At 71.7% G+C, this 17,076-nt stretch carries 16 protein-coding genes; 8 read left to right on the forward strand and 8 right to left on the reverse strand.

The window, feature by feature from the left end; genetic code table 11:
* Window positions 1-119 precede the first annotated feature (119 nt).
* Entirely contained in the window at window positions 120-842 is a 723-nt protein-coding gene (locus VA596_RS48725; protein WP_323337517.1) for a DUF899 family protein, read from the forward strand.
* A 36-nt stretch (window positions 843-878) separates the two neighbouring features.
* Here the strand turns inward: VA596_RS48725 and VA596_RS48730 are convergent, their stop codons facing one another.
* On the reverse strand, window positions 879-4,496 hold the full coding sequence (locus VA596_RS48730; RefSeq protein WP_323337519.1) for a S8 family serine peptidase: 3,618 nt from the start codon (window positions 4,494-4,496) through the stop codon (window positions 879-881).
* 152 nt (window positions 4,497-4,648) lie between these two features.
* Here VA596_RS48730 and VA596_RS48735 point away from each other — a divergent pair, with 152 nt between their 5' ends.
* Both VA596_RS48735 and VA596_RS48740 read left to right on the forward strand, forming a co-directional pair.
* The gene (locus VA596_RS48735) at window positions 4,649-5,140 is read left to right on the forward strand and encodes a SigE family RNA polymerase sigma factor (protein ID WP_323337521.1); all 492 of its coding nucleotides are present in this window, start codon (window positions 4,649-4,651) and stop codon (window positions 5,138-5,140) included.
* 10 nt (window positions 5,141-5,150) lie between these two features.
* Entirely contained in the window at window positions 5,151-6,017 is an 867-nt protein-coding gene (locus tag VA596_RS48740; RefSeq protein ID WP_323337522.1) for a hypothetical protein, read from the forward strand.
* Here VA596_RS48740 and VA596_RS48745 read toward each other — a convergent pair.
* Window positions 6,008-6,541 (reverse strand): TetR/AcrR family transcriptional regulator, encoded by a 534-nt coding sequence (locus tag VA596_RS48745; protein WP_323337523.1) that lies wholly within the window; start codon window positions 6,539-6,541, stop codon window positions 6,008-6,010. The two genes, VA596_RS48740 and VA596_RS48745, sit on opposite strands and share 10 nt — an antisense overlap.
* Window positions 6,542-6,640: 99 nt before the next feature.
* On the opposite strand from VA596_RS48745, the gene VA596_RS48750 reads away from it, so the two are divergent.
* The 3 genes from VA596_RS48750 (at window position 6,641) to VA596_RS48760 (ending at window position 8,190) form a co-directional block, all read left to right on the forward strand.
* On the forward strand, window positions 6,641-7,099 hold the full coding sequence (locus tag VA596_RS48750; RefSeq protein WP_323337524.1) for a nuclear transport factor 2 family protein: 459 nt from the start codon (window positions 6,641-6,643) through the stop codon (window positions 7,097-7,099).
* Window positions 7,100-7,157: 58 nt separating this feature from the next.
* Window positions 7,158-7,937, forward strand: a complete 780-nt coding sequence (locus VA596_RS48755) for a class I SAM-dependent methyltransferase (protein WP_323337525.1) — start codon at window positions 7,158-7,160, stop codon at window positions 7,935-7,937.
* A gap of 127 nt (window positions 7,938-8,064) precedes the next feature.
* Entirely contained in the window at window positions 8,065-8,190 is a 126-nt protein-coding gene (locus tag VA596_RS48760) for a hypothetical protein (RefSeq protein WP_323337526.1), read from the forward strand.
* 13 nt (window positions 8,191-8,203) lie between these two features.
* Here VA596_RS48760 and VA596_RS48765 read toward each other — a convergent pair whose 3' ends face one another.
* On the reverse strand, window positions 8,204-9,481 hold the full coding sequence (locus VA596_RS48765) for a glycosyltransferase family 4 protein (RefSeq protein ID WP_323337527.1): 1,278 nt from the start codon (window positions 9,479-9,481) through the stop codon (window positions 8,204-8,206).
* A 124-nt stretch (window positions 9,482-9,605) separates the two neighbouring features.
* Between VA596_RS48765 and VA596_RS48770 the strand changes: the two genes are divergently transcribed.
* Window positions 9,606-11,369, forward strand: coding sequence for a glycoside hydrolase family 2 protein (locus VA596_RS48770; RefSeq protein ID WP_323337529.1), 1,764 nt, complete (start codon window positions 9,606-9,608; stop codon window positions 11,367-11,369).
* Window positions 11,370-11,464: 95 nt separating this feature from the next.
* Here VA596_RS48770 and VA596_RS48775 read toward each other — a convergent pair whose 3' ends face one another.
* Window positions 11,465-12,583: an ROK family transcriptional regulator gene (locus VA596_RS48775; protein WP_323337532.1), complete on the reverse strand. Its 1,119-nt coding sequence runs from the start codon at window positions 12,581-12,583 to the stop codon at window positions 11,465-11,467.
* Between the two features lie 89 nt (window positions 12,584-12,672).
* Here VA596_RS48775 and VA596_RS48780 point away from each other — a divergent pair, with 89 nt between their 5' ends.
* Window positions 12,673-13,902, forward strand: coding sequence for a YbiU family protein (locus tag VA596_RS48780; RefSeq protein ID WP_323337534.1), 1,230 nt, complete (start codon window positions 12,673-12,675; stop codon window positions 13,900-13,902).
* A gap of 47 nt (window positions 13,903-13,949) precedes the next feature.
* On the opposite strand, the gene VA596_RS48785 is transcribed toward VA596_RS48780, so the two are convergent.
* From VA596_RS48785 to VA596_RS48800, 4 genes are all read right to left on the reverse strand, one after another.
* Window positions 13,950-14,162 carry a hypothetical protein gene (locus VA596_RS48785; RefSeq protein ID WP_323337536.1) on the reverse strand — a complete coding sequence of 71 codons (213 nt, stop codon included), beginning with the start codon at window positions 14,160-14,162 and terminating at the stop codon, window positions 13,950-13,952.
* Window positions 14,163-14,376: 214 nt separating this feature from the next.
* On the reverse strand, window positions 14,377-14,865 hold the full coding sequence (locus tag VA596_RS48790; RefSeq protein ID WP_323337538.1) for a glutathione peroxidase: 489 nt from the start codon (window positions 14,863-14,865) through the stop codon (window positions 14,377-14,379).
* 16 nt (window positions 14,866-14,881) lie between these two features.
* Window positions 14,882-16,393 carry a glycoside hydrolase family 57 protein gene (locus tag VA596_RS48795; protein ID WP_323337540.1) on the reverse strand — a complete coding sequence of 504 codons (1,512 nt, stop codon included), beginning with the start codon at window positions 16,391-16,393 and terminating at the stop codon, window positions 14,882-14,884.
* Window positions 16,390-17,076 (reverse strand): class I SAM-dependent methyltransferase (locus VA596_RS48800; protein WP_323337541.1); only part of this gene is annotated, 687 nt, incomplete at its 5' end. The genes VA596_RS48800 and VA596_RS48795, both read right to left, overlap by 4 nt.

Consider the following 17,076-nt stretch of genomic DNA (forward strand, 5'->3'; position numbering starts at 1 on the left):
ACCTGACGAGGGACCGTCGGCACCACACCCTTGTTGGGATGGTGTGGTCCGGAACTGGTCCGACGGCGGTGGCTCCCCGCCGTCGGACCAGTTTCATTTTTCGGCGTACCTTCCCGGGCATGAGCCTGAGCTTCCCGGGCGAGTCGCCCGAGTACCGCGCCGCGCGCGACAGCCTGCTGGAACGAGAAGTCGCGCTGCGACGCGAACTCGAAGCGATCGCCGAGCAACGCCGCGACCTGCCGCCCGGCGGTCTCGTCCCCGAGGACTATGTCCTCCAGAGCGACAACGGCGACGTGCGACTGTCCGATTTGTTCTCACCGGGCAACGACACCCTGGTCGTCTATCACTACATGTTCCCGCGCGACCCCACCGACGACCGGCCCGGTCCGGCGTCGGGGGAAAGCGCACAACTGACGCTGCAGCAGGGCCCGTGCCCGTCCTGCACGGCGTTGCTCGACCAGCTCGACGGCGCGATGGAGCATTTTTCGCCACACGCCGACTTCGCCGTCGTCGCGCGGGCGCCGATCGAGCACGTACTGACGTTCGCCGCCGAACGAGGCTGGCGCCGGCTGCGGCTGTTCTCGTGCGCGGGCACCACGTTCAGCCGGGACTACCACGGCGAAGAGACCGACGGCAGCCCGCGGCCCATGCTCAACGTCTTCCACCGCGGCGACGACGGGATCCGCCACTTCTGGGGTTCCGAGCTGCTGTACGAGCCGGCCGAACCGGGCCAGGACCCGCGCCACGTCGGGACGATCGAGCCGGTGTGGAACCTGTTCGACCTCACCCCGCACGGCCGTGGTCCGGATTGGGACGAACAGCTCAGCTACTGCCACGAGTGAGCGGTGCGACCGGCCCGGGTCGCACCGCTCACGACGTCAGCTCACCGCGTACGCCCGGAGCACGGTCTGCCGCACCGTGTTCCCGCCGTCGTCGGACGCCGTGGCCCGAAGCGAGACGAAACCCTTCGCCGGGTTCCGCACGCAGATCGTCCAGTGGTCACCCGTGCGCGCGACCGTGACGGGCTGCCATGTGCGGCCGTCGTCGGTCGACGACTCGACGGTCAGCTTCGTCGCGGCACCGCCCCCTTGCCTCTCGACGTACGCCGGGAACGTGAACAGCCGGCCGCCCGGCGCCGAGTTCCGCAGGTCGACGGCGGGGTCGAACCGCGCGGTCAGCAGCGGCAGGGCTTGGCCGTCCGACGCCGACGAGGAGCGGAACGTCCACTCCGCCGAGACGTCCGTCGACAGCGGCCACCAGTCCGCGTGCCGGTGGACTTCGGCGGTGAGCCGGTACGCGCCGTCGGCGTCCGGCACCGGGATCGTCGCCAGCGTCGGCTCGCCCGACGGCTCCACCGGCACCGCGACGCCGTCCCGCCACAGGCTCACCGAACCGGTGTCCCCGACGGAGGACTCGGGCGTGCGCGGCCGTCCCGTGCTGTCGCCGAAAAACGGCAACCAGAGGTCGAAGACACCGTCCTTCCGCCATGCCCACGGCCGCGGCGTCTCCCCTGAGTGGGTGACGATCAGACCGCGCAACGTCGGCCCGGCCACCGCTTTGTTCCAGCTCAGCTGGTACTTCCCGCCTGCCGCCAGGTCGAGTTCCTGGGTCAGGTCACCGCGGAGACCGGCCGTCCACACCGAATCCCACTTGCCGGGGGAGTAGTACTCGAATCGGGCCTGCTGCTCGGCGACGGGCTCGGTGTAGCCGTACCCGACCATGCGGCCGAAGAACTCCCGGCCGGCGACGTAGCGGACCTCCCCGGGCGCGTTGTCGTAATAGGCCGTGTGCACCTCGGCGAGGTCACGCGTCTTGGGCCGCAGCACCCGCGGCGCCGTGACCTGCCGCTCGACGCCGTCACCGAGTTCGTAGCGGAAATTCGGCAACGGGCGGCTGACCACCGTCGCCGACGCCCCGCCGGTCTTCGCGAGTGCGGTGAACCGCTGGCCGGTGACACTCTGCGCGCTCCAGATCGTCGGCATGGTCAACGTCGGCAGCCCGCCGCCGAGCACGGTGGCGGCGGTCGGGTCGCCGGACAGTTCGACCATGCCGAGCTTCGCCCCGGCCTTCTCGACGTTCGCGAGCCGCTGGTAGCCGTCGCCGCTCGCCGTGCCCAGGGGCAGGTGGAGGACGACGAGCTTGCCGCGGGCGTCGATCTTCGCCAGGTCCTCCGGCGTGCCCGCGCCGCCGAACGCCACCGGCAGCGTGGTGCGCCCGCCCGGCGCAGCGGCCTCCAGCCAGACGCCCCGGACGTCGAACGGCGTCCCGTCGTCGGCCGACAGCTCCAGCTCCGGCTCGGTTGCGCGCCGCTCCTGGCTGAAGGCGAACGTGCCGGACGACGTGCCCGGCACGGTCGCGGCGAACGCCGGGTCGAAGCGCGGGTCGAGGTCGAACCGGTCGGCGAAGACGCACGAGCAGCTCGTGATCCGGCTCAGCCGTTCGATGGTCTGGGTACCTCCGCGCGCCGCCGGGTTGTCCGGCTCGAGCGACACCGCTTTGCCCTCGCGCGCGTCGAAGGCCTGCGTGACGTCGTGGTCGAGGACCAGTTCGGGGTGGCTGATGAAGCTGTAGCTCGGTTCCTGGCCCGGCCGTGGTGTCTTGATCACGGTGTTGACGGCGTAGCGACCACGCGGCAGCCGGTAGGTGCCCGGCTCGGCTTGGGTGAGCGCGCCGGTGTCGAGGTCGATGAGCGAGATCGGCGGATAGCCGGTCGGCACCCACGGCTTGCCGTCCCGGTCGGCGAGCCCGACGGTGAGGTCGTACATCTCGCCTTCCTGGCGCACCGACAACGCCGTGCGTGTGCTGACGTCACCGGCCCGCGCGGTGAGGATCCCGGAGTAGGTGCCCGGGTGGCCGTCCCGCGCCGTCGCGGTCAGCTCGACCGGGGCGCTGCCGCCCGCGGGCACGGTGACCGTGGCCGGGAAGGTGACCAGCCCGTCGGGCACGCCGGTGAGCGAGAGCGCCAGCGTGACCGGCGCGGTGCCGGAGTTGTACCAGGTGACCGTGCTCTTCCCGGTCGTCCCGTGGTTCGGCCACGGCAGGTGGACCGACGCGCCGCCGGTGGCGGTGACCGGCGTGGTCGTCGCGCGGGCGACGTCGACCCGGCCGCTGCCGACCGCCGTGGGCGCGGCGCCGACGTCCGCCGCGGTGCTGGTCAGCGCCGCCTTGAGCCGTTCGCCCGCCCAGTCCGGGTGCTGCTGGGCCAGGATCGCGGCCGCTCCGGCGACGTGCGGCGTCGCCATCGACGTTCCGTCCAGCGTCTGGTAGTAGTCGCCGACGGGCTCGCCCAGCGGCGGGACCCCGGCCGGCCGTGCCGCGGTGATCGACTCGCCGGGCGCGGCGACGTCCGGCTTGGCCGCGCCGTCGCCGATCCGCGGACCACGGCTGGAGAACGGGCTGAGGACGTCCTGCTTGGACACGCTGGCGACGGCGAGTGCCGCGTCGGCCGCGGCCGGGCTCGCGACGGACTCGTCCTGGCCGAAGTTGCCCGCGGCGACGACGAAGAGCGTCCCGTACTGGCGCGTTAGCGTGTTCACGGCTTCGGACACCGGGTCGGTGCCGTCGGACGGCCCGCTGCCGAGGCTCATGTTGACGACGCGGGCGTGCGCGTCGGCCGCGGCCCACTGCATGCCGGCCAGCACCTCGTCGAACGTGCCGTTGCCGTCGTCGTCGAGGACCTTCCCGACGGCGAGCGCCGCGTCCGGTGCGACGCCCTTGTACCGCCCGCCGGAGGCCGCGCCGGAGCCGGAGATCGTCGACGCGACGTGCGTGCCGTGCCCGGAACCGTCCGCGACGCTGCCCTTGCCGGTGAAGTCGCGGCTCTGCGCGATCCGGCCGGCCAGGTCGGGGTGCGTGGCGTCGACGCCGGTGTCGAGGATCGCGACCGGCACGTCGCGGCCGGTCAGCCCCGCCTGCCACGCGGCGGGCGCGCCGATCTGCGGCACGCTCTGGTCGAGCGTGGCGCGCACCTTCGCGTTCAGCCACACCTTCGTCGTGCCCGCGGACAGCGTCGCGGGCGCGGTGGTGAGCCGGTTCCAGAACGTCGTCGCGTCCGACTTCGGCTCGTCGAGCGCGGTGTAGCCGAGCGTGGTCCGTTTGGCGGCCACGCCGGTGCGGGCGGCGACGGCCGGGCCGGCCTGGCGCACCAGCAGCGGCACGTGCGGGGTGTGCGCGTCGTCGTAGCCCTGGCGGAGCAGGCCGGTGACGTTGAAGAGCTGCTCGTCGAGCCGCCCGGCCCGGACCAGCTCGGCGGCGTCGCCCGGGACGACGTACTGGTCGCCGCGGCGGGTGTACTGCCGGATCGGCACCGGACGGCCGCGCCGCGCGGGCAGCACCCGCACGTCCGAGCCGCTGACCAGCACCTGGTCGCCGGTGAGCAACGTGATCTTGACCGGCGTCGCGGCCGCGACGCCGTCCGGTGCGGCCCCGGCGGCGGGCGCGCCGAGCACGCCCGCGGCCAGCGTCACCGCGAGCACCGCGGTGATCGGTTTTCTCATCGGATCAATCCTCGCTGTCGATGGACTTTCCGCCTTCTGCAACGGGGCCGGCGTGAGCGGAAGTTGCCCGCTCACGGAATTCGCGGCGATCCGGGGCAACCCCACCGGCGCCCGGCCCGGTTGGACAGAGTGGAAGGCGACGAGGAGGACGCGTGAAACGTTCGGACGAAACGGGGTACCGCGACTACGTCACGGCCCGGATGGAGGTCATGCGGCGCACCGCGTACCTGCTCTGCCGTGACTGGCACCTCGCGGACGACCTGGTGTCGATCACGATCGGGAAGCTGTATCGCCACTGGCCGCGGGCCCGGCAGATGGAGTTCCTCGACGCCTACGTGCGCCGCATCCTCGTGCGGACGTGGCTGGACGAGAAGGGCCGGGCGTGGCGGCGCGAAGAGCCGTCCGAGATCGTGCCCGAGCCGGCGGTGCTGCCGAACGACGACGTCGTGGCCCGGCTGGGCCTGCTCGAACTGCTCGACGCGCTGCCGCCGCGGCGCCGGGCGGCCGTGGTGCTGCGCTACTACTGCGACCTCTCCATCGAGGAGACGGCCGAGATCCTCGACTGCTCCGCCGGGACGGTCAAGAGCCAGACCGCGCGCGGGCTCGACACCCTGCGCGTGCTGATCGCCGCGAGCCGGAACTGAGGGAGGGCAAGTGAGCAAGGAACTGTTCGACGAGGCGATCGGTGCCGTCCCGCCGTCCACCGTGGACGTCGACACGGTGCTGGACCGGGAACGCCGCCGCGCGCGGGTCCGCCGGGTGGCCAACCCGTGGACCGCGGCCGCCGCGGGCGTGGCGGCGGTGGCCGTCGGCGCGGCGCTGGTGTTCGTGCCCGGCGGCTCCGGTGGGACGGCGGTGGCACCCGGCGCGCACGGCACGCCGTCGGCGCCGCCGTCCCCCGAATCGTGCGGGCTCGACCCGCGGCCGACCGGGCCGCCGCTGAGCCAGAACCCGGCCGTGGTCGCCGCCCGGCTCACGCCGGTGCTGAAGGCGGCCGTCCAGCAGCGGGTCGCCGCGGGGACGCAGCTGACCGCGCACGCCCAGGGCGAATACCCGAAGGGGACCCAACACGGGCCGCTGACCTTCTACCACGTGTTCTCCACACCGGTGCTGCAAGACGGCGGGGTGTGCAGCGGCGGTGAGGACTACTTCATGGCCGCGGCGACGACGGCCGACGGGCCGCGGAGGGGCAACGTCTGGGCCATGGTGACCCGGCTCGGCAGCGTCAACGGACCTTCGACCGAGTGCGACAACCTGCCGGAAGACATGACGGGGTCGTGCTCCAAGACGTCCGGGCCGCACGGCGAAATCGTCGTCGAATCGACGATGACGAGCCCCGGCGGCCCCACGGTCGACCGCTCGAACGTCACCAAGCCCGACGGCACCGGCGTCATCGTGGAAGCGCAGAACGTCGCCGGAGACGCGAAGCAGGGCGGCGAGCCCGAGATGCCGGCGCCGCCGCTGAGCCTCGCGCAGCTGACGGCGGTGGCGCTCGACCCGGGGCTGACGCTCTATCCCTGAGCGGCCAGGAGGACCTTCGCGGCCGCACGGGCCGTGCTCGCCTCGCCCGGGTCACCGGTGATCGCGGCGAGCACGGTCGCGCCCTCCACCAGGGAGAACAGCTGGTCGGCGACACCGTGGTCACGAACCAGACCACGCAGGTAGGTCCGCAGCTCGTCCTTGTGCTTGCGGATCGCGGCGGCGATCCCGGGCGCCGGTTGGCCGAACTCGCCGAACGAGTTGACGAACGCGCAACCGCGGAAGCCGGGCTCGCGGAACCAGTCGTGCAGCCAGTCGAACACGGCGAGCGGGTCGTCGCCCCGGGCGTGGACGAATTCGCGCAACGACCGCCGCCAGCGTTCGTCGCGGCTCAGGAGATAGGCCTCGACAAGGTCGTTCTTGGCCGGGAAGCATTGGTAGAGCCGTTTGAGCGAGACGCCGGACCGCGCACGGACGGCGTCCATCCCGACGGCCTGCACGCCGTGGGCGTAGAAGAGCTCCTCGGCGGCCTCCAGCAGCCGGTCGGTCGCCTCCGTGGGATTCATGTCACCTGCCTCTGGTGCGGAGAATGAGCGTTCTCTACTCTAGCGGCAGGCTTGGAGAACGGACGTTCTCCCGGTTCCGGTCTCGGAAGGAGCCCGTCCATGACCCCGCGTCCGCCGTTCCCGCCGTTCGACGAGGACACCGCCCGCCAGAAGGTCCAGGCCGCCGAGGACGCGTGGAACACCCGCGACCCGGAGCGGGTCTCGCTGGCGTACACGGAGGATTCGGTGTGGCGCAATCGCGACCAGCACGTCGTCGGCCGCGCGCGGATCGTCGAATTCCTGACCGCGAAGTGGGAGCGCGAACTGGACTACGCCCTGCGCAAGGAGCTGTGGGGGTTTCGCGGCAACCGCATCGGCGTCCGGTTCCAGTACGAGTCCCGCAACGCCGACGGCCAGTGGTTCCGCAGCTACGGCAACGAGCTGTGGGAGTTCAGCGACGAGGGCCTGATGCGCCGCCGCGAGGCGAGCATCAACGACGTCCCGATCGCGGAGGCCGACCGTCGCATCTTCGGCCCGCGCCCCGAGTCCGAGCACGGCGTCCTGCTGCCGGTCTTCTAGCCCTCCGCCCTCAGCGGAACCATCCCCGCCCCGCCGGTTCCGTCGGCATTCTCGGGTCATGACGGCACCGGCGTTCGGCGGCGAAGTGAGCGAGTACTACCAGCGGTTCCGCCGCGGCTACCCGCCCGAAGTCGCGGACGCCCTGGTCAGCGCGTGTGGTCTCACACGCGACGACGTCGTGCTCGACCTCGGCTGCGGCACCGGCCAGCTCACCCGGGTCCTGGCGCCGCGAGCCGGCGCCGTGCTGGGCATGGACCCGGAACCGGACATGCTGGCCGAGGCCCGCCGGGCGACGACCGAGCCGAACGTCACCTGGCTCCTGGGCGCGGACACCGATGTCCCCGCGTTGACCACAGCCCTCGGCCCCGGCCGGCTGGGCGCGGTGACCGTGGCGCAGGCGTTGCACTGGATGGACCACGAGCAGCTGTTCGCGGCGGGCCGCCCGCTCCTGCGCCCCGGCGGCGGTGTCGCGGTGGTGACCAACGGCGAGCCGCTGTGGCTCCAGGACACCGCGTGGTCGACCGCGCTACGACAGGTCCTGTCCGACCACCTGGGCGTCCCGCTGCACCGGACGTGCGGCACCGACGCGGCAAGCCAGGAACGCTACCGAGACGCTCTCTCGGCCGCCGGATACGCCGTCGACCTGCGGGTTGTCGAATACTCGGCCACGCTCACCGTCGAGGAGATCGTCGGTGGCGTGTTTTCGGCGATGAGCCCGGACCAGCTGCCGGCTCCCGACGCGAGGCCCGAATTCGCCGAGCGCGTCCGGCGCGCGGTCGAGCCCTGCGGTCCGCTGCGTGAACACGTCCATGTCCGGATCTTGACCGGGGTTCGCTGACCGGCGATTCGGTCACGGTAGGCGATTACGTAGCCGCCCGTGGTGTTCTCCCTATTGTTTCGCCGGGAGGGTGCGCGGATGCTCGCTGCGTGGTGCCCGTCGCGCCACTGCTCCCCGAGGAGTCCCGATGACCAGCAAGTTGAGCGCTTTCCTTGTCTCGCTAGTCGCCCTTTTCGCCTGCGCATCCGTCGCCGCCGCGGCCACGGCCGCCCCGGCGGCGCACCCGGACCGCGTCCAGGTCCGCCACTTCTGAGCCCGCCCGGTACCTACAGTTCCGGGATCCCGGCCGCGACCGGCTCGAACGCGTTGCCGGTGGCGATCTTCGGCCGTGGCAGTTCCACCGGCTCACCCGGCTTCGCGCGCCGGTAGACCGCGGCGGTCGCCTCGGCGATCCGGCCCCAGTCGAAGTCGGCGGCCAGCCGTGCCTGTGCCGCCTGGGCCCGCCGCGCCGCGGCGTCCGCGTCGTTCAGCACGGCGGTCACTGCGTCGGCCAGGGCACTGACGTCACCCGGGCTGAACGCCAGCCCGGTCTCGCCGTGGACCACGACCTCACCCAGCCCGCCGGCGGTCGACGCCACCAGCGGCGCCTTCGCGGCCGCGGCTTCCAGGGCGACGATCCCGAACGGCTCGTACCGGCTGGGCAGGACCACGGCGTCGGCCGCGGCGAGCGCCGCGCGCAGGTCCCGGTCGGACAGGTGCCCGACGAAGTCGACCGCGCGCCGCACCCGCAGCTTCCGCGACTGCTCGACGAGCTCGTCGAAGTGTCGTCCTTTTCCGGCGACGACCACCCGCGTGCCTGGATGGCGTCGCCGGATGCGGGGGAGCGCGGCCAGCAGGTCCTGGACACCCTTCTCCCACTCGAGTCGTCCGAAATAGAGCAACAGCGGTGCCCCGGCCGGGCTGTAAGCCTCGCGGGCGTGGGCGATCTCGTCGGCCGGCACCTGCCAGCCGCGTTCCTCGATGCCGTTGTGGATCACGGTGACGTCGTCGGCCTCGAGCTCGAAGAGGTGCGCGACCTCGCGGCGCATGGCCTGCGAGCACGTGATCAGGGCGTCGGCCCGGTTGGCCAGCCACCACTCGACCGAGTGAACTTGCTGGTTCAGCGGGTGCGACAGCCAGCCGGAGTGCCGTCCGGCCTCCGTGGCGTGGATCGTGCCGACGAGCGGCACCCGCGCGGCCTCGGCGATCGCGATGGCCGGGTGCGCGACCAGCCAGTCGTGCGCGTGGACGACGTCCGGCTGCCAGCTCCGCAGCAGATCCTGCGCGGCCCGGACCATGGCGTGCCCCATGGCCAGCGTCCAGGCGACGAGGTCGCGTTCGAAAGTGACGTGCATCGGGTCCTCGGCGACCCGGATGATCCGCACGCCTTCGACGACGCGGTCGGTGCGAGGGTGCGTCCCGGCGTCGGTGCCGGCGGCGTGCCGGCACAGGACGACGACCTCGTGACCCTGCCGGACCAGGTGACAGGCGAGCGCGTGCACGTGCCTGGCCAGGCCACCGATGGCCACTGGCGGGTACTCCCAGGACAGCATCAGCACACGCATGCGGAGAGGTTACTCGCGAGTCGGAAGTGCCCGGCGGCACCCGGGGAAGCCGACTCACGAGGGATGTCGCTAATGTGACGACGATCACTGGCCGGGCCCGGGATCTCTGCCACCATCGGCCAGGATGACTCCTCCTGAAGACACCGGCTGGCGGCGGCTCGACCCCGTCCTGCCCACCCCGTGGTCCGGTGACGTCGGCCCGGACAACGCGCTGCCCGAGTACCCGCGGCCCCAGCTGACCCGGCCCCGCTGGCTGAACCTCAACGGCGTCTGGGAGTACGCGGGCTGGCCGGCGGCTGCGGGCGAGCCCCGGCCGTCCGGCTACGCCGAGCGAATCCTGGTGCCGTTCCCGCCGGAGTCGGCGTTGTCCGGAATCGGACGACGCGACGAGGTCCTCTGGTACCGCCGCCTCGTCGAGATCCCGGACGACTGGCGCGGCGACCGGGTCCTGCTGCATTTCGGCGCGGTCGACCAGAAGGCCCAGGTCTGGGTCAACAACCAGCTGGTCGCGACGCACGAGGGCGGTTACACGGCGTTCAGCGCGGACATCACCGACGTCCTGCGGTCGGCGGGCCCGCAGGAGCTGACCGTCCGTGCCGAGGACCGCACCGACATAGAGCCCTTCCCGGTCGGGAAGCAGCGCAACGCCCCTGGCGGAATTTGCTACACGGCGTCGTCGGGCATCTGGCAGACGGTCTGGCTAGAGCCGGTGCCCGCGGCCCGCGTCGAACGGCTGGAGCTGACCCCGGACCTCACCGGCGTGACGGTCTTCCCGCAGGTCACAGGCGGCGACGAGGTCGTAGTCGTCCTTTCGACCACCGACGGCGAGGTGGCGCGCGGCTCAGGCGGAGCCGGCACGTCGGTGCGCGTGGACGTTCCCGAACCACACCTCTGGACCCCCGACGACCCGCACCTCTACACCCTGGAAGTCCGGCTGCTCGACCGCCACGGCGCGGTCCTGGACGAGGTCGGCAGCTACACGGGCCTCCGGACCATCGGCCTGATCCCCGACGCCGACGGCCGCCCGCGGATCGCGCTCAACGGCCGGATCACCTTCCTCCACGGCCCGCTCGACCAGGGCTACTGGCCCGACGGCATCTCGACCGCGCCGACCGACGACGCCCTGCGGTTCGACCTCGAAAAGACGAGGGAGCTGGGCTTCAACTTCGTCCGCAAACACGTCAAGGTCGAGCCGGCTCGTTGGTACTTCTGGGCCGACACGCTGGGCCTGGTCGTCTGGCAGGACATGCCGTCCCTGACGGTCTCGTTCGACGGCCCGCCCGGCATCGCGCCGGACCCGGTCCCACAGGCGCGCGAGCGGTTCGAAGCAGAACTGATCAAAATGATCACACAACTGCGGGCGGTCCCGTCGATCGTCGGCTGGGTGCCGTTCAACGAGGGCTGGGGCGAGTACGACACGGCCCGGGTCGCGGAACTGGTCAAGTCGCTCGACCCGACCCGGCTGGTGATCGCCAACAGCGGCGTCAACTGCTGCTTCTCCCGCCCCGACACCGGCGCGGGAGACGTCTACGACGACCACACGTACGTCGGTCCCGGTGAACCGGCGGTCCACGACGGCCGCGCGATCGTCGACGGCGAGTACGGCGGCCTCGGCCTGGTTCTCGACGACCACCGCTGGCCCGGCCCGCCGAACGCGTACGAGATGACCCCGACGTCGGAACGGCTCACCGAGCGCTACACGGAGGTGAGTGCCGGCTTGGAGCGAGTGGTCGCGGAGCGCGGCCTGTCCGGCGCCATCTACACCCAGACGACGGATGTCGAAAACGAGGTCAACGGCCTGCTGACGTACGACCGGGAGGTCATGAAGGTCGACCCGGCGGTCGTGGCGAAGTGCGTCCGCGCGGTGATCGACGCGGGCTCTGCCTGATTTCGGCAACACCCCCGGCGCAGTGCTGCTGACAGGCAGTCGTCGGACTTCGGCAACGACAGAGACCGCTTTGGCAACTGTTGGAGGCCGGGGGCCTAACCTTCGGCAACCGCCGCCAGCATGGCGTCGCGGCCGTGGTCGAGCGCCGACAACAACGCGCCTCGCAGCGCTGCCGAGTCCGTCACCGCGCCCGCCTCCACCCGGACCGGGCCTGGCGCCGCGGCGATGACCGTCTGCCGGATTTCGGCCACCAGCTCCGGACGGCTCCCGGCCGGGCCGCCCAGCAGGACCACGTCCGGGTCGACGATGGTGCAGATCGCGGCCACCGCCCGGCCGAGCGTCTCGCCCAGCTGCCGTAGCCGCGAATCGGCCGCGGCGTCTCCCTCGGCGGCGCGTGAGAGCGTGGTCAGAATCGCGTCCACATCCAGCGACGGCGCGTCCGACCTGCCGAAACCCTGGCCGGCCAGCGCCTCGGCGAGCGTCGCGCCGGAGCTGTCCAAGTAGCCGATCTCGCCCGCCAGACCGTGCGCACCGCGGATCAGCTGATCGCCGACGTAGAGACTCACACCGAGCCCGGCGCCGACATAGACGTAGACGAAGCTCTTCGCGTCCCGCGCCGCGCCTTCCCGGCGTTCGGCGAGTGCCGAGAAGTTGACGTCGTTGTCGAGCAGGACGTCCCGGCCGATTTCGCCGGCCCGGATCGTGCCTTCGGGGAACGGCGACCCGGGCAGCGCGACGACCTCGTGCGTCACCGGGTCGACCGGGTTGGCCACCGAGACCGCCGTCGCGCGGATCGGCCCCGGTCCCCCGGCGCTCGCGGCGGCGACGGCGGCGCGGACCGCCGTGGTCATCGGGCGACCATCCGGCGCGTGGTGGTCGGCGGCCAGGATCGCGCCGGTCAGGTCGGTGGTCACCGTGCGGATGCCCTGCTGGTTGACCTCCGCGGCGACGACCCGGCCGGCGTCCGCGGCCAGTTCGTAGAACGTCGCGATCCGGCCGCGGCGGCCGGTCTGGTCCGTGCCGGTGGCCCGCAACGCGCCCGCCGTCTCGAGCCGCCGGACGGACTCGGAGATCGTCGGCTTCGAGATCCCGGTGGTCGCGGCCAGTTCGGCGCGCGTGGTCCGGTTGTGGACGAAGACGTGGTCGAGCACCGCGCGGTCGGTCATGGCCCGCAGCATCGCCAGGCGCGGGAGCGGCCGGTCGGGGTCGGACATCGCACCTCTTGTGGCCGGGAACGGACGGGGTTACCGTAGCGAGGACATTCTAGTAAGGAGTCCTAACCAAAAGATCGCGGAGGACACCGATGACCACCACAGAACTGCCGGCGAACATGTCCGAGGCCGTCACGCGGACCAAGAACGAGCTGCGCGCCCGGGTCGGCGACGTCGCCGGCGCGTTCGCGGAAGTCCGGGAGTGGATGCGGCGGGAGGTCGACGCCGTCGCCGCCGACCAGGACGCTTTCCCCGTGGTCCGATTCCGTGACATCGCCGACGGGACCGTGCCACAGCGGACCGTGGACGCCGTCCGGCGGCGAGGCTGCGCCGTCGTGAAGGGCACCTTCGCGCGCGAAACGGCCGAAGGCTGGGACGCCGAGCTCGCCGCCTACCTCGCCGACAACGACTTCGCGGGGACCTACCAAGGCCCGGCCGACGACGTCTTCGCCGGGCTCGCCTCCGGTCAGCCGCAGATCTACCCGGTCTACTGGTCGAAGCCGCAGATCCAGGCGCGCCAGCACGAGAACATGGTCGCCGTCCGGCGGTTCCTCAACTCCTTCTGGCGGTACGAGTCCGAGGGCCGCGTCTGGTTCGACCCCGATCGCGACACGGCCTACCCCGACCGCATCCGGCGGCGCGCGCCCGGGTCGGCGTCGCTCGGGCTGTCCGCGCACACCGACTCCGGCTCGGTCGAACGCTGGCTGCTGCCCGCCTACCAGCAGGTGTTCCGGCACGTCTTCGCCGGAAACTGGCAGGAGTACGACCCGTGGGACGGCGCCCACCGCACCGAAGTGGACGAATTCCCGTCCACCGTCATGTGCTCGGCCTTCCGCACCTTCCAGGGCTGGACGGCGTTGTCGGAAATGCGACCGGGCGACGGCGTCCTGCAGGTGGTGCCGATCCCGTCCGCGATCGCGTATGTCCTGCTTCGCGCGCTCCAGGACGACATCCCCGACGACGACCTCTGCGGCGCGGCCAACGGCCAGGCGTTGCCGGTCAGCGACAAGTACCACGACGACCTGCTGCCCGCGCTGACCTCGATTCCCGCCGTCGAACCGGGCGACACGGTCTGGTGGCACGGCGACGTCATCCACGCCGTCGCCGACGGCACCAATCCGGATCGCTGGGGAAACGTCATGTACATCCCGGCGAGCCCCCACTGCGCGAAGAACGCCGCCTACGCCGAAAAATGCGGCCGGGCATTCTCGGCCGGCAAGAGCCCGGGCGATTTCGCGCCGGAAGACTACGAGGTGAACTGGACCGGCCGCGCCACCATCGACGACCTCAACGACGTCGGACGCGCTCAACTCGGCCTGTGAACGTGCCGGGGCGGGAGGCCACCGCCCCGGCACGGCGGAGCCGGGATCTACAGGTGCAACCAGAGTCCCAGGTGGAGACCCAGGATGTTGATGTGACCGTGGTGATGGTGGTGGCCGACGCACAGCAGGCAGTGGCGAGCCTGGCCGGCCGCGTCGGACTGCGGCGCGGCCGAGGCCGTACCCACCGCCGGTCCGGCCAGCAGCAGCCCGAGTGCCACGGGGAACGCGGCCAGCGCGGCCCGGCGTCTGGAGGTGCTCATCGGTGATCCCTTCTCGCACGCTACGACGCCGGAATGGCGTCGTGAAAAGTATTCGGTGCGGAGCGGGGAAAACGGCAGGCTGATCACCCGGAGTTCGACCGTCCGGATCACGAAAACCGTTTTCAGGCGTGTTTCCGTGATACCCGAACGGCCGCTGGAACCCGTCGATCCGGTGAATTCCGGGGACTCCGGGGGAGCGCGCCCCGGGCCGCCGTCACGCGGGAAGGGCCGCCTCGATGGCCTTGACGACCGTCTCGTCCTCGGGCTCGGTGCGCGGCCGGAACCGCGCCAGGACCTCACCGTCGGCGCTCACGAGGAACTTCTCGAAGTTCCACTGGACGTCGCCGGACGCGCCCTCGGCGTCCTCCGTCTTGGTCAGCTCCGAGTACAGCGGATGCCGCTCGTCGCCGTTGACGTCGATCTTCTCGAACAGCGGGAAGGTGACGCCGTAGGTCGTGGAGCAGAACGTCTGGATCTCCTCCGCGCTGCCCGGCTCCTGCCCGGCGAACTGGTTGCACGGAAAACCGACCACGGAGAAACCCTGGGCGCCGAAGCGCTCCTGCAGCCGCTCGAGGCCGGAGTACTGCGGGGTCAGGCCGCACTTCGACGCGACGTTGACCACCAGCATCGCCTTGCCGGCCAGCGAACCCAGCGAGCTGTCCTGCCCGTCGAGCGTCTTGACCGGAATTTCGTGGATCCCCATCCGATGGGTCCTTTCTCTAGTGCTTGAGCGCCCGGGCGTCGAGGTGCCCGAACGGTCCGTCTTCGGCGCGGTAGGCCGCGGCCAGTTCCTCACCCCGCGCGCGGTCGCCGCGGCGCAACGCCCCGGCCAGCACGTCGAAGCGTTCGGTGTGCACCGCGGCCCGGCGCCGCGCGTAGTCGGCGGCGGAGTCCTTGGTGACCATGAACGCCCAGTCGCTTTCCAGCGCCAGCATCGCCTCGGCGACGGCCTGGTCGGCGACGGCGTCACGAGCCGTGGTCGGCACATCGGCGACGAGGTCCAGCATCCGTTTCTGCAACGCCGTGTTGGCCTCGACCATGTCCTGGACCTGCTCGCCGTCCCAGACGCGCCAGTCCTTGCCCGATCCCCACGACGACGCGGGCAGGTCGATCGGCGGGCCGACGTGCCCGGCTTCGAGCGCGCCCTTCAGCGTCGTCACGCGGACCCCGGCCTCGGGCAGCGCGCGCAGCACACCCTCCAGCCAGGCCGGTCCTTCGTGCCACCAGTGCCCGAACAGTTCCGTGTCGTATGCGGCGACCACGAGCGACTCGCGCCCGTGTTGCCGCTTCAGTGACCGCAGCCGCGTGACCACGGTGTCGACGAAGTCCTTGACGTGCAGGCCCAGCACGTCCGCGGCGAGTGCCGGGTCGTACGGCTCCTTGTCCTGCGGCTGGATGGTCTTGCCGGTGACCCGCGATGCCTTGAGACCGACCTCGTGCGCCCAGGTGTGGAAGTCGCGGTACGCGGCGTGGCCGGGGTAGCCGGCTTTCGGCGACCAGACGCGGTAGGTGACTTCGAGGTCGCGGCCGAAGGCGAGGACGTCGCTGTCGCCGACCGGCCGGGCGGCCCAGGTCTCGCCGCGCAGCGACGGGCCGTCGACCATGAAGCGCCGCACGCCGGCGGCCGCGTAGTCCGTTTCCATACCAGGCGCGTAGCCGCACTCCGGCGCCCAAATTCCCTCGGGTCGCGAACCGAGCCGCAGCGCCGTGTCGGTGAGGCCGGCGTTCAGCGCGAACTCCCGCACGCGCGGGTCCAGCAGCGGCTGGAACGGGTGGGCCAGCGGCCCGCCCAGCACCTCGATGGTCGAGTTGTCGACCAGGGATCGCAGGATCGGGGAGAAGCCGTGCCGCCAGCGCGTCCCGAGTTCCTCGGCCGCGCGGACCGCGGTCCGGTGCTCGGCCGCGGCCAGCTCGCGCAGGATCGGGTCGTCGCGCCACAGCGTCGACGCGTGCTGGGCGCGCAGCTGCCAGTGGCCGAGCCAGTCGTGGCACGCGCGGATGCTGTACGGGTCGTCGAGCTGCGCGGCGAGCACCGGCGTCATGCCGAGGGTCAGCACGTCCCGGCGGCCTTCGGCGGCAAAGCGTTCGAGCAGGTCGACCATCGGCAGGTACGAGTGCGCCCACGCCTGGTACAGCCATTCCTCACCGACCGGCCAGGTGCCGTGGTGCGGGAGCCACGGCAGGTGGCTGTGAAGGACGAGGCAGAACGTGCCCTCGTAGTCGTCCGTCACCGGCGCACCGCCACGGCGATCAGGTCCAGGCTCGCGTCGAGGTCGTCGCCGTGGATGTCGAACCCGGCCACCTCGATCGCGGCGACGTCGGCGAGCAGCGCCTCCGGCCAGACGGCCTGCCCGGGCAGCTCGCCCATGACGACGTCCAGCTGCGCGTCGATGATCGAGCCGCCGTACCGCTCGTCGAGCGCGCGGACGGCCTCGCCGTGGTGCAGGCCGTGCAGTGTCTCGACCTCGAAATCGGCGTCGGCGAGGAGCCCGGCCAGCTCGGACGGCGCCAGCTCGCGGGTGTGGTACGGATTCAGCGGTGTGTCGCTGTCCGGGGTGAAGGTGAGCCGATTCGGGGTCGTGACCAGCAGTTTTCCTCCTGGCGACAACACCCGCCAGCACTCGGCAAGGAACCCCGCCTGGTCCCAGAGGTGCTCGATGACCTGGAAATTGGCCACGACGTCCACCGAAGCGTCCCGCAGCGGCAGGTATGCGAGGTTCGCCCGCGCGACGGCGACCTCCGGGTAGCGGCGGGCGACGTGCTCGGTGGTCGGCACGTCGTAGTCAAGCGCGAGCACCCGGCGGGCCTTGGTCGCGACGAGCCCCGCGCCGTAGCCCTCGCCGCAGCCGGCTTCGAGCACCGTCGCGTCCGCGCAGTGGGGGAGCAGCGCGACGTACGCGGCCTCGTGGCGCCT

The sequence above is a fragment of the Amycolatopsis heterodermiae genome, from assembly GCF_034929455.1.
Classification (GTDB): domain Bacteria; phylum Actinomycetota; class Actinomycetes; order Mycobacteriales; family Pseudonocardiaceae; genus Amycolatopsis; species Amycolatopsis heterodermiae.

What these genes read in the sequence shown, in the direction of transcription:
- VA596_RS48725 (WP_323337517.1), top strand. Translation starts at nt 120, where the DNA reads ATGAGCCTGAGCTTCCCGGGCGAGTCGCCCGAGTACCGCGCCGCGCGC.
- VA596_RS48730 (WP_323337519.1), bottom strand. Translation starts at nt 4,496, where the DNA reads ATGAGAAAACCGATCACCGCGGTGCTCGCGGTGACGCTGGCCGCGGGC.
- VA596_RS48745 (WP_323337523.1), bottom strand. Translation starts at nt 6,541, where the DNA reads ATGAATCCCACGGAGGCGACCGACCGGCTGCTGGAGGCCGCCGAGGAG.
- VA596_RS48750 (WP_323337524.1), top strand. Translation starts at nt 6,641, where the DNA reads ATGACCCCGCGTCCGCCGTTCCCGCCGTTCGACGAGGACACCGCCCGC.
- VA596_RS48755 (WP_323337525.1), top strand. Translation starts at nt 7,158, where the DNA reads ATGACGGCACCGGCGTTCGGCGGCGAAGTGAGCGAGTACTACCAGCGG.
- VA596_RS48760 (WP_323337526.1), top strand. Translation starts at nt 8,065, where the DNA reads ATGACCAGCAAGTTGAGCGCTTTCCTTGTCTCGCTAGTCGCCCTTTTC.
- VA596_RS48765 (WP_323337527.1), bottom strand. Translation starts at nt 9,481, where the DNA reads ATGCGTGTGCTGATGCTGTCCTGGGAGTACCCGCCAGTGGCCATCGGT.
- VA596_RS48770 (WP_323337529.1), top strand. Translation starts at nt 9,606, where the DNA reads ATGACTCCTCCTGAAGACACCGGCTGGCGGCGGCTCGACCCCGTCCTG.
- VA596_RS48775 (WP_323337532.1), bottom strand. Translation starts at nt 12,583, where the DNA reads ATGTCCGACCCCGACCGGCCGCTCCCGCGCCTGGCGATGCTGCGGGCC.
- VA596_RS48780 (WP_323337534.1), top strand. Translation starts at nt 12,673, where the DNA reads ATGACCACCACAGAACTGCCGGCGAACATGTCCGAGGCCGTCACGCGG.
- VA596_RS48785 (WP_323337536.1), bottom strand. Translation starts at nt 14,162, where the DNA reads ATGAGCACCTCCAGACGCCGGGCCGCGCTGGCCGCGTTCCCCGTGGCA.
- VA596_RS48790 (WP_323337538.1), bottom strand. Translation starts at nt 14,865, where the DNA reads ATGGGGATCCACGAAATTCCGGTCAAGACGCTCGACGGGCAGGACAGC.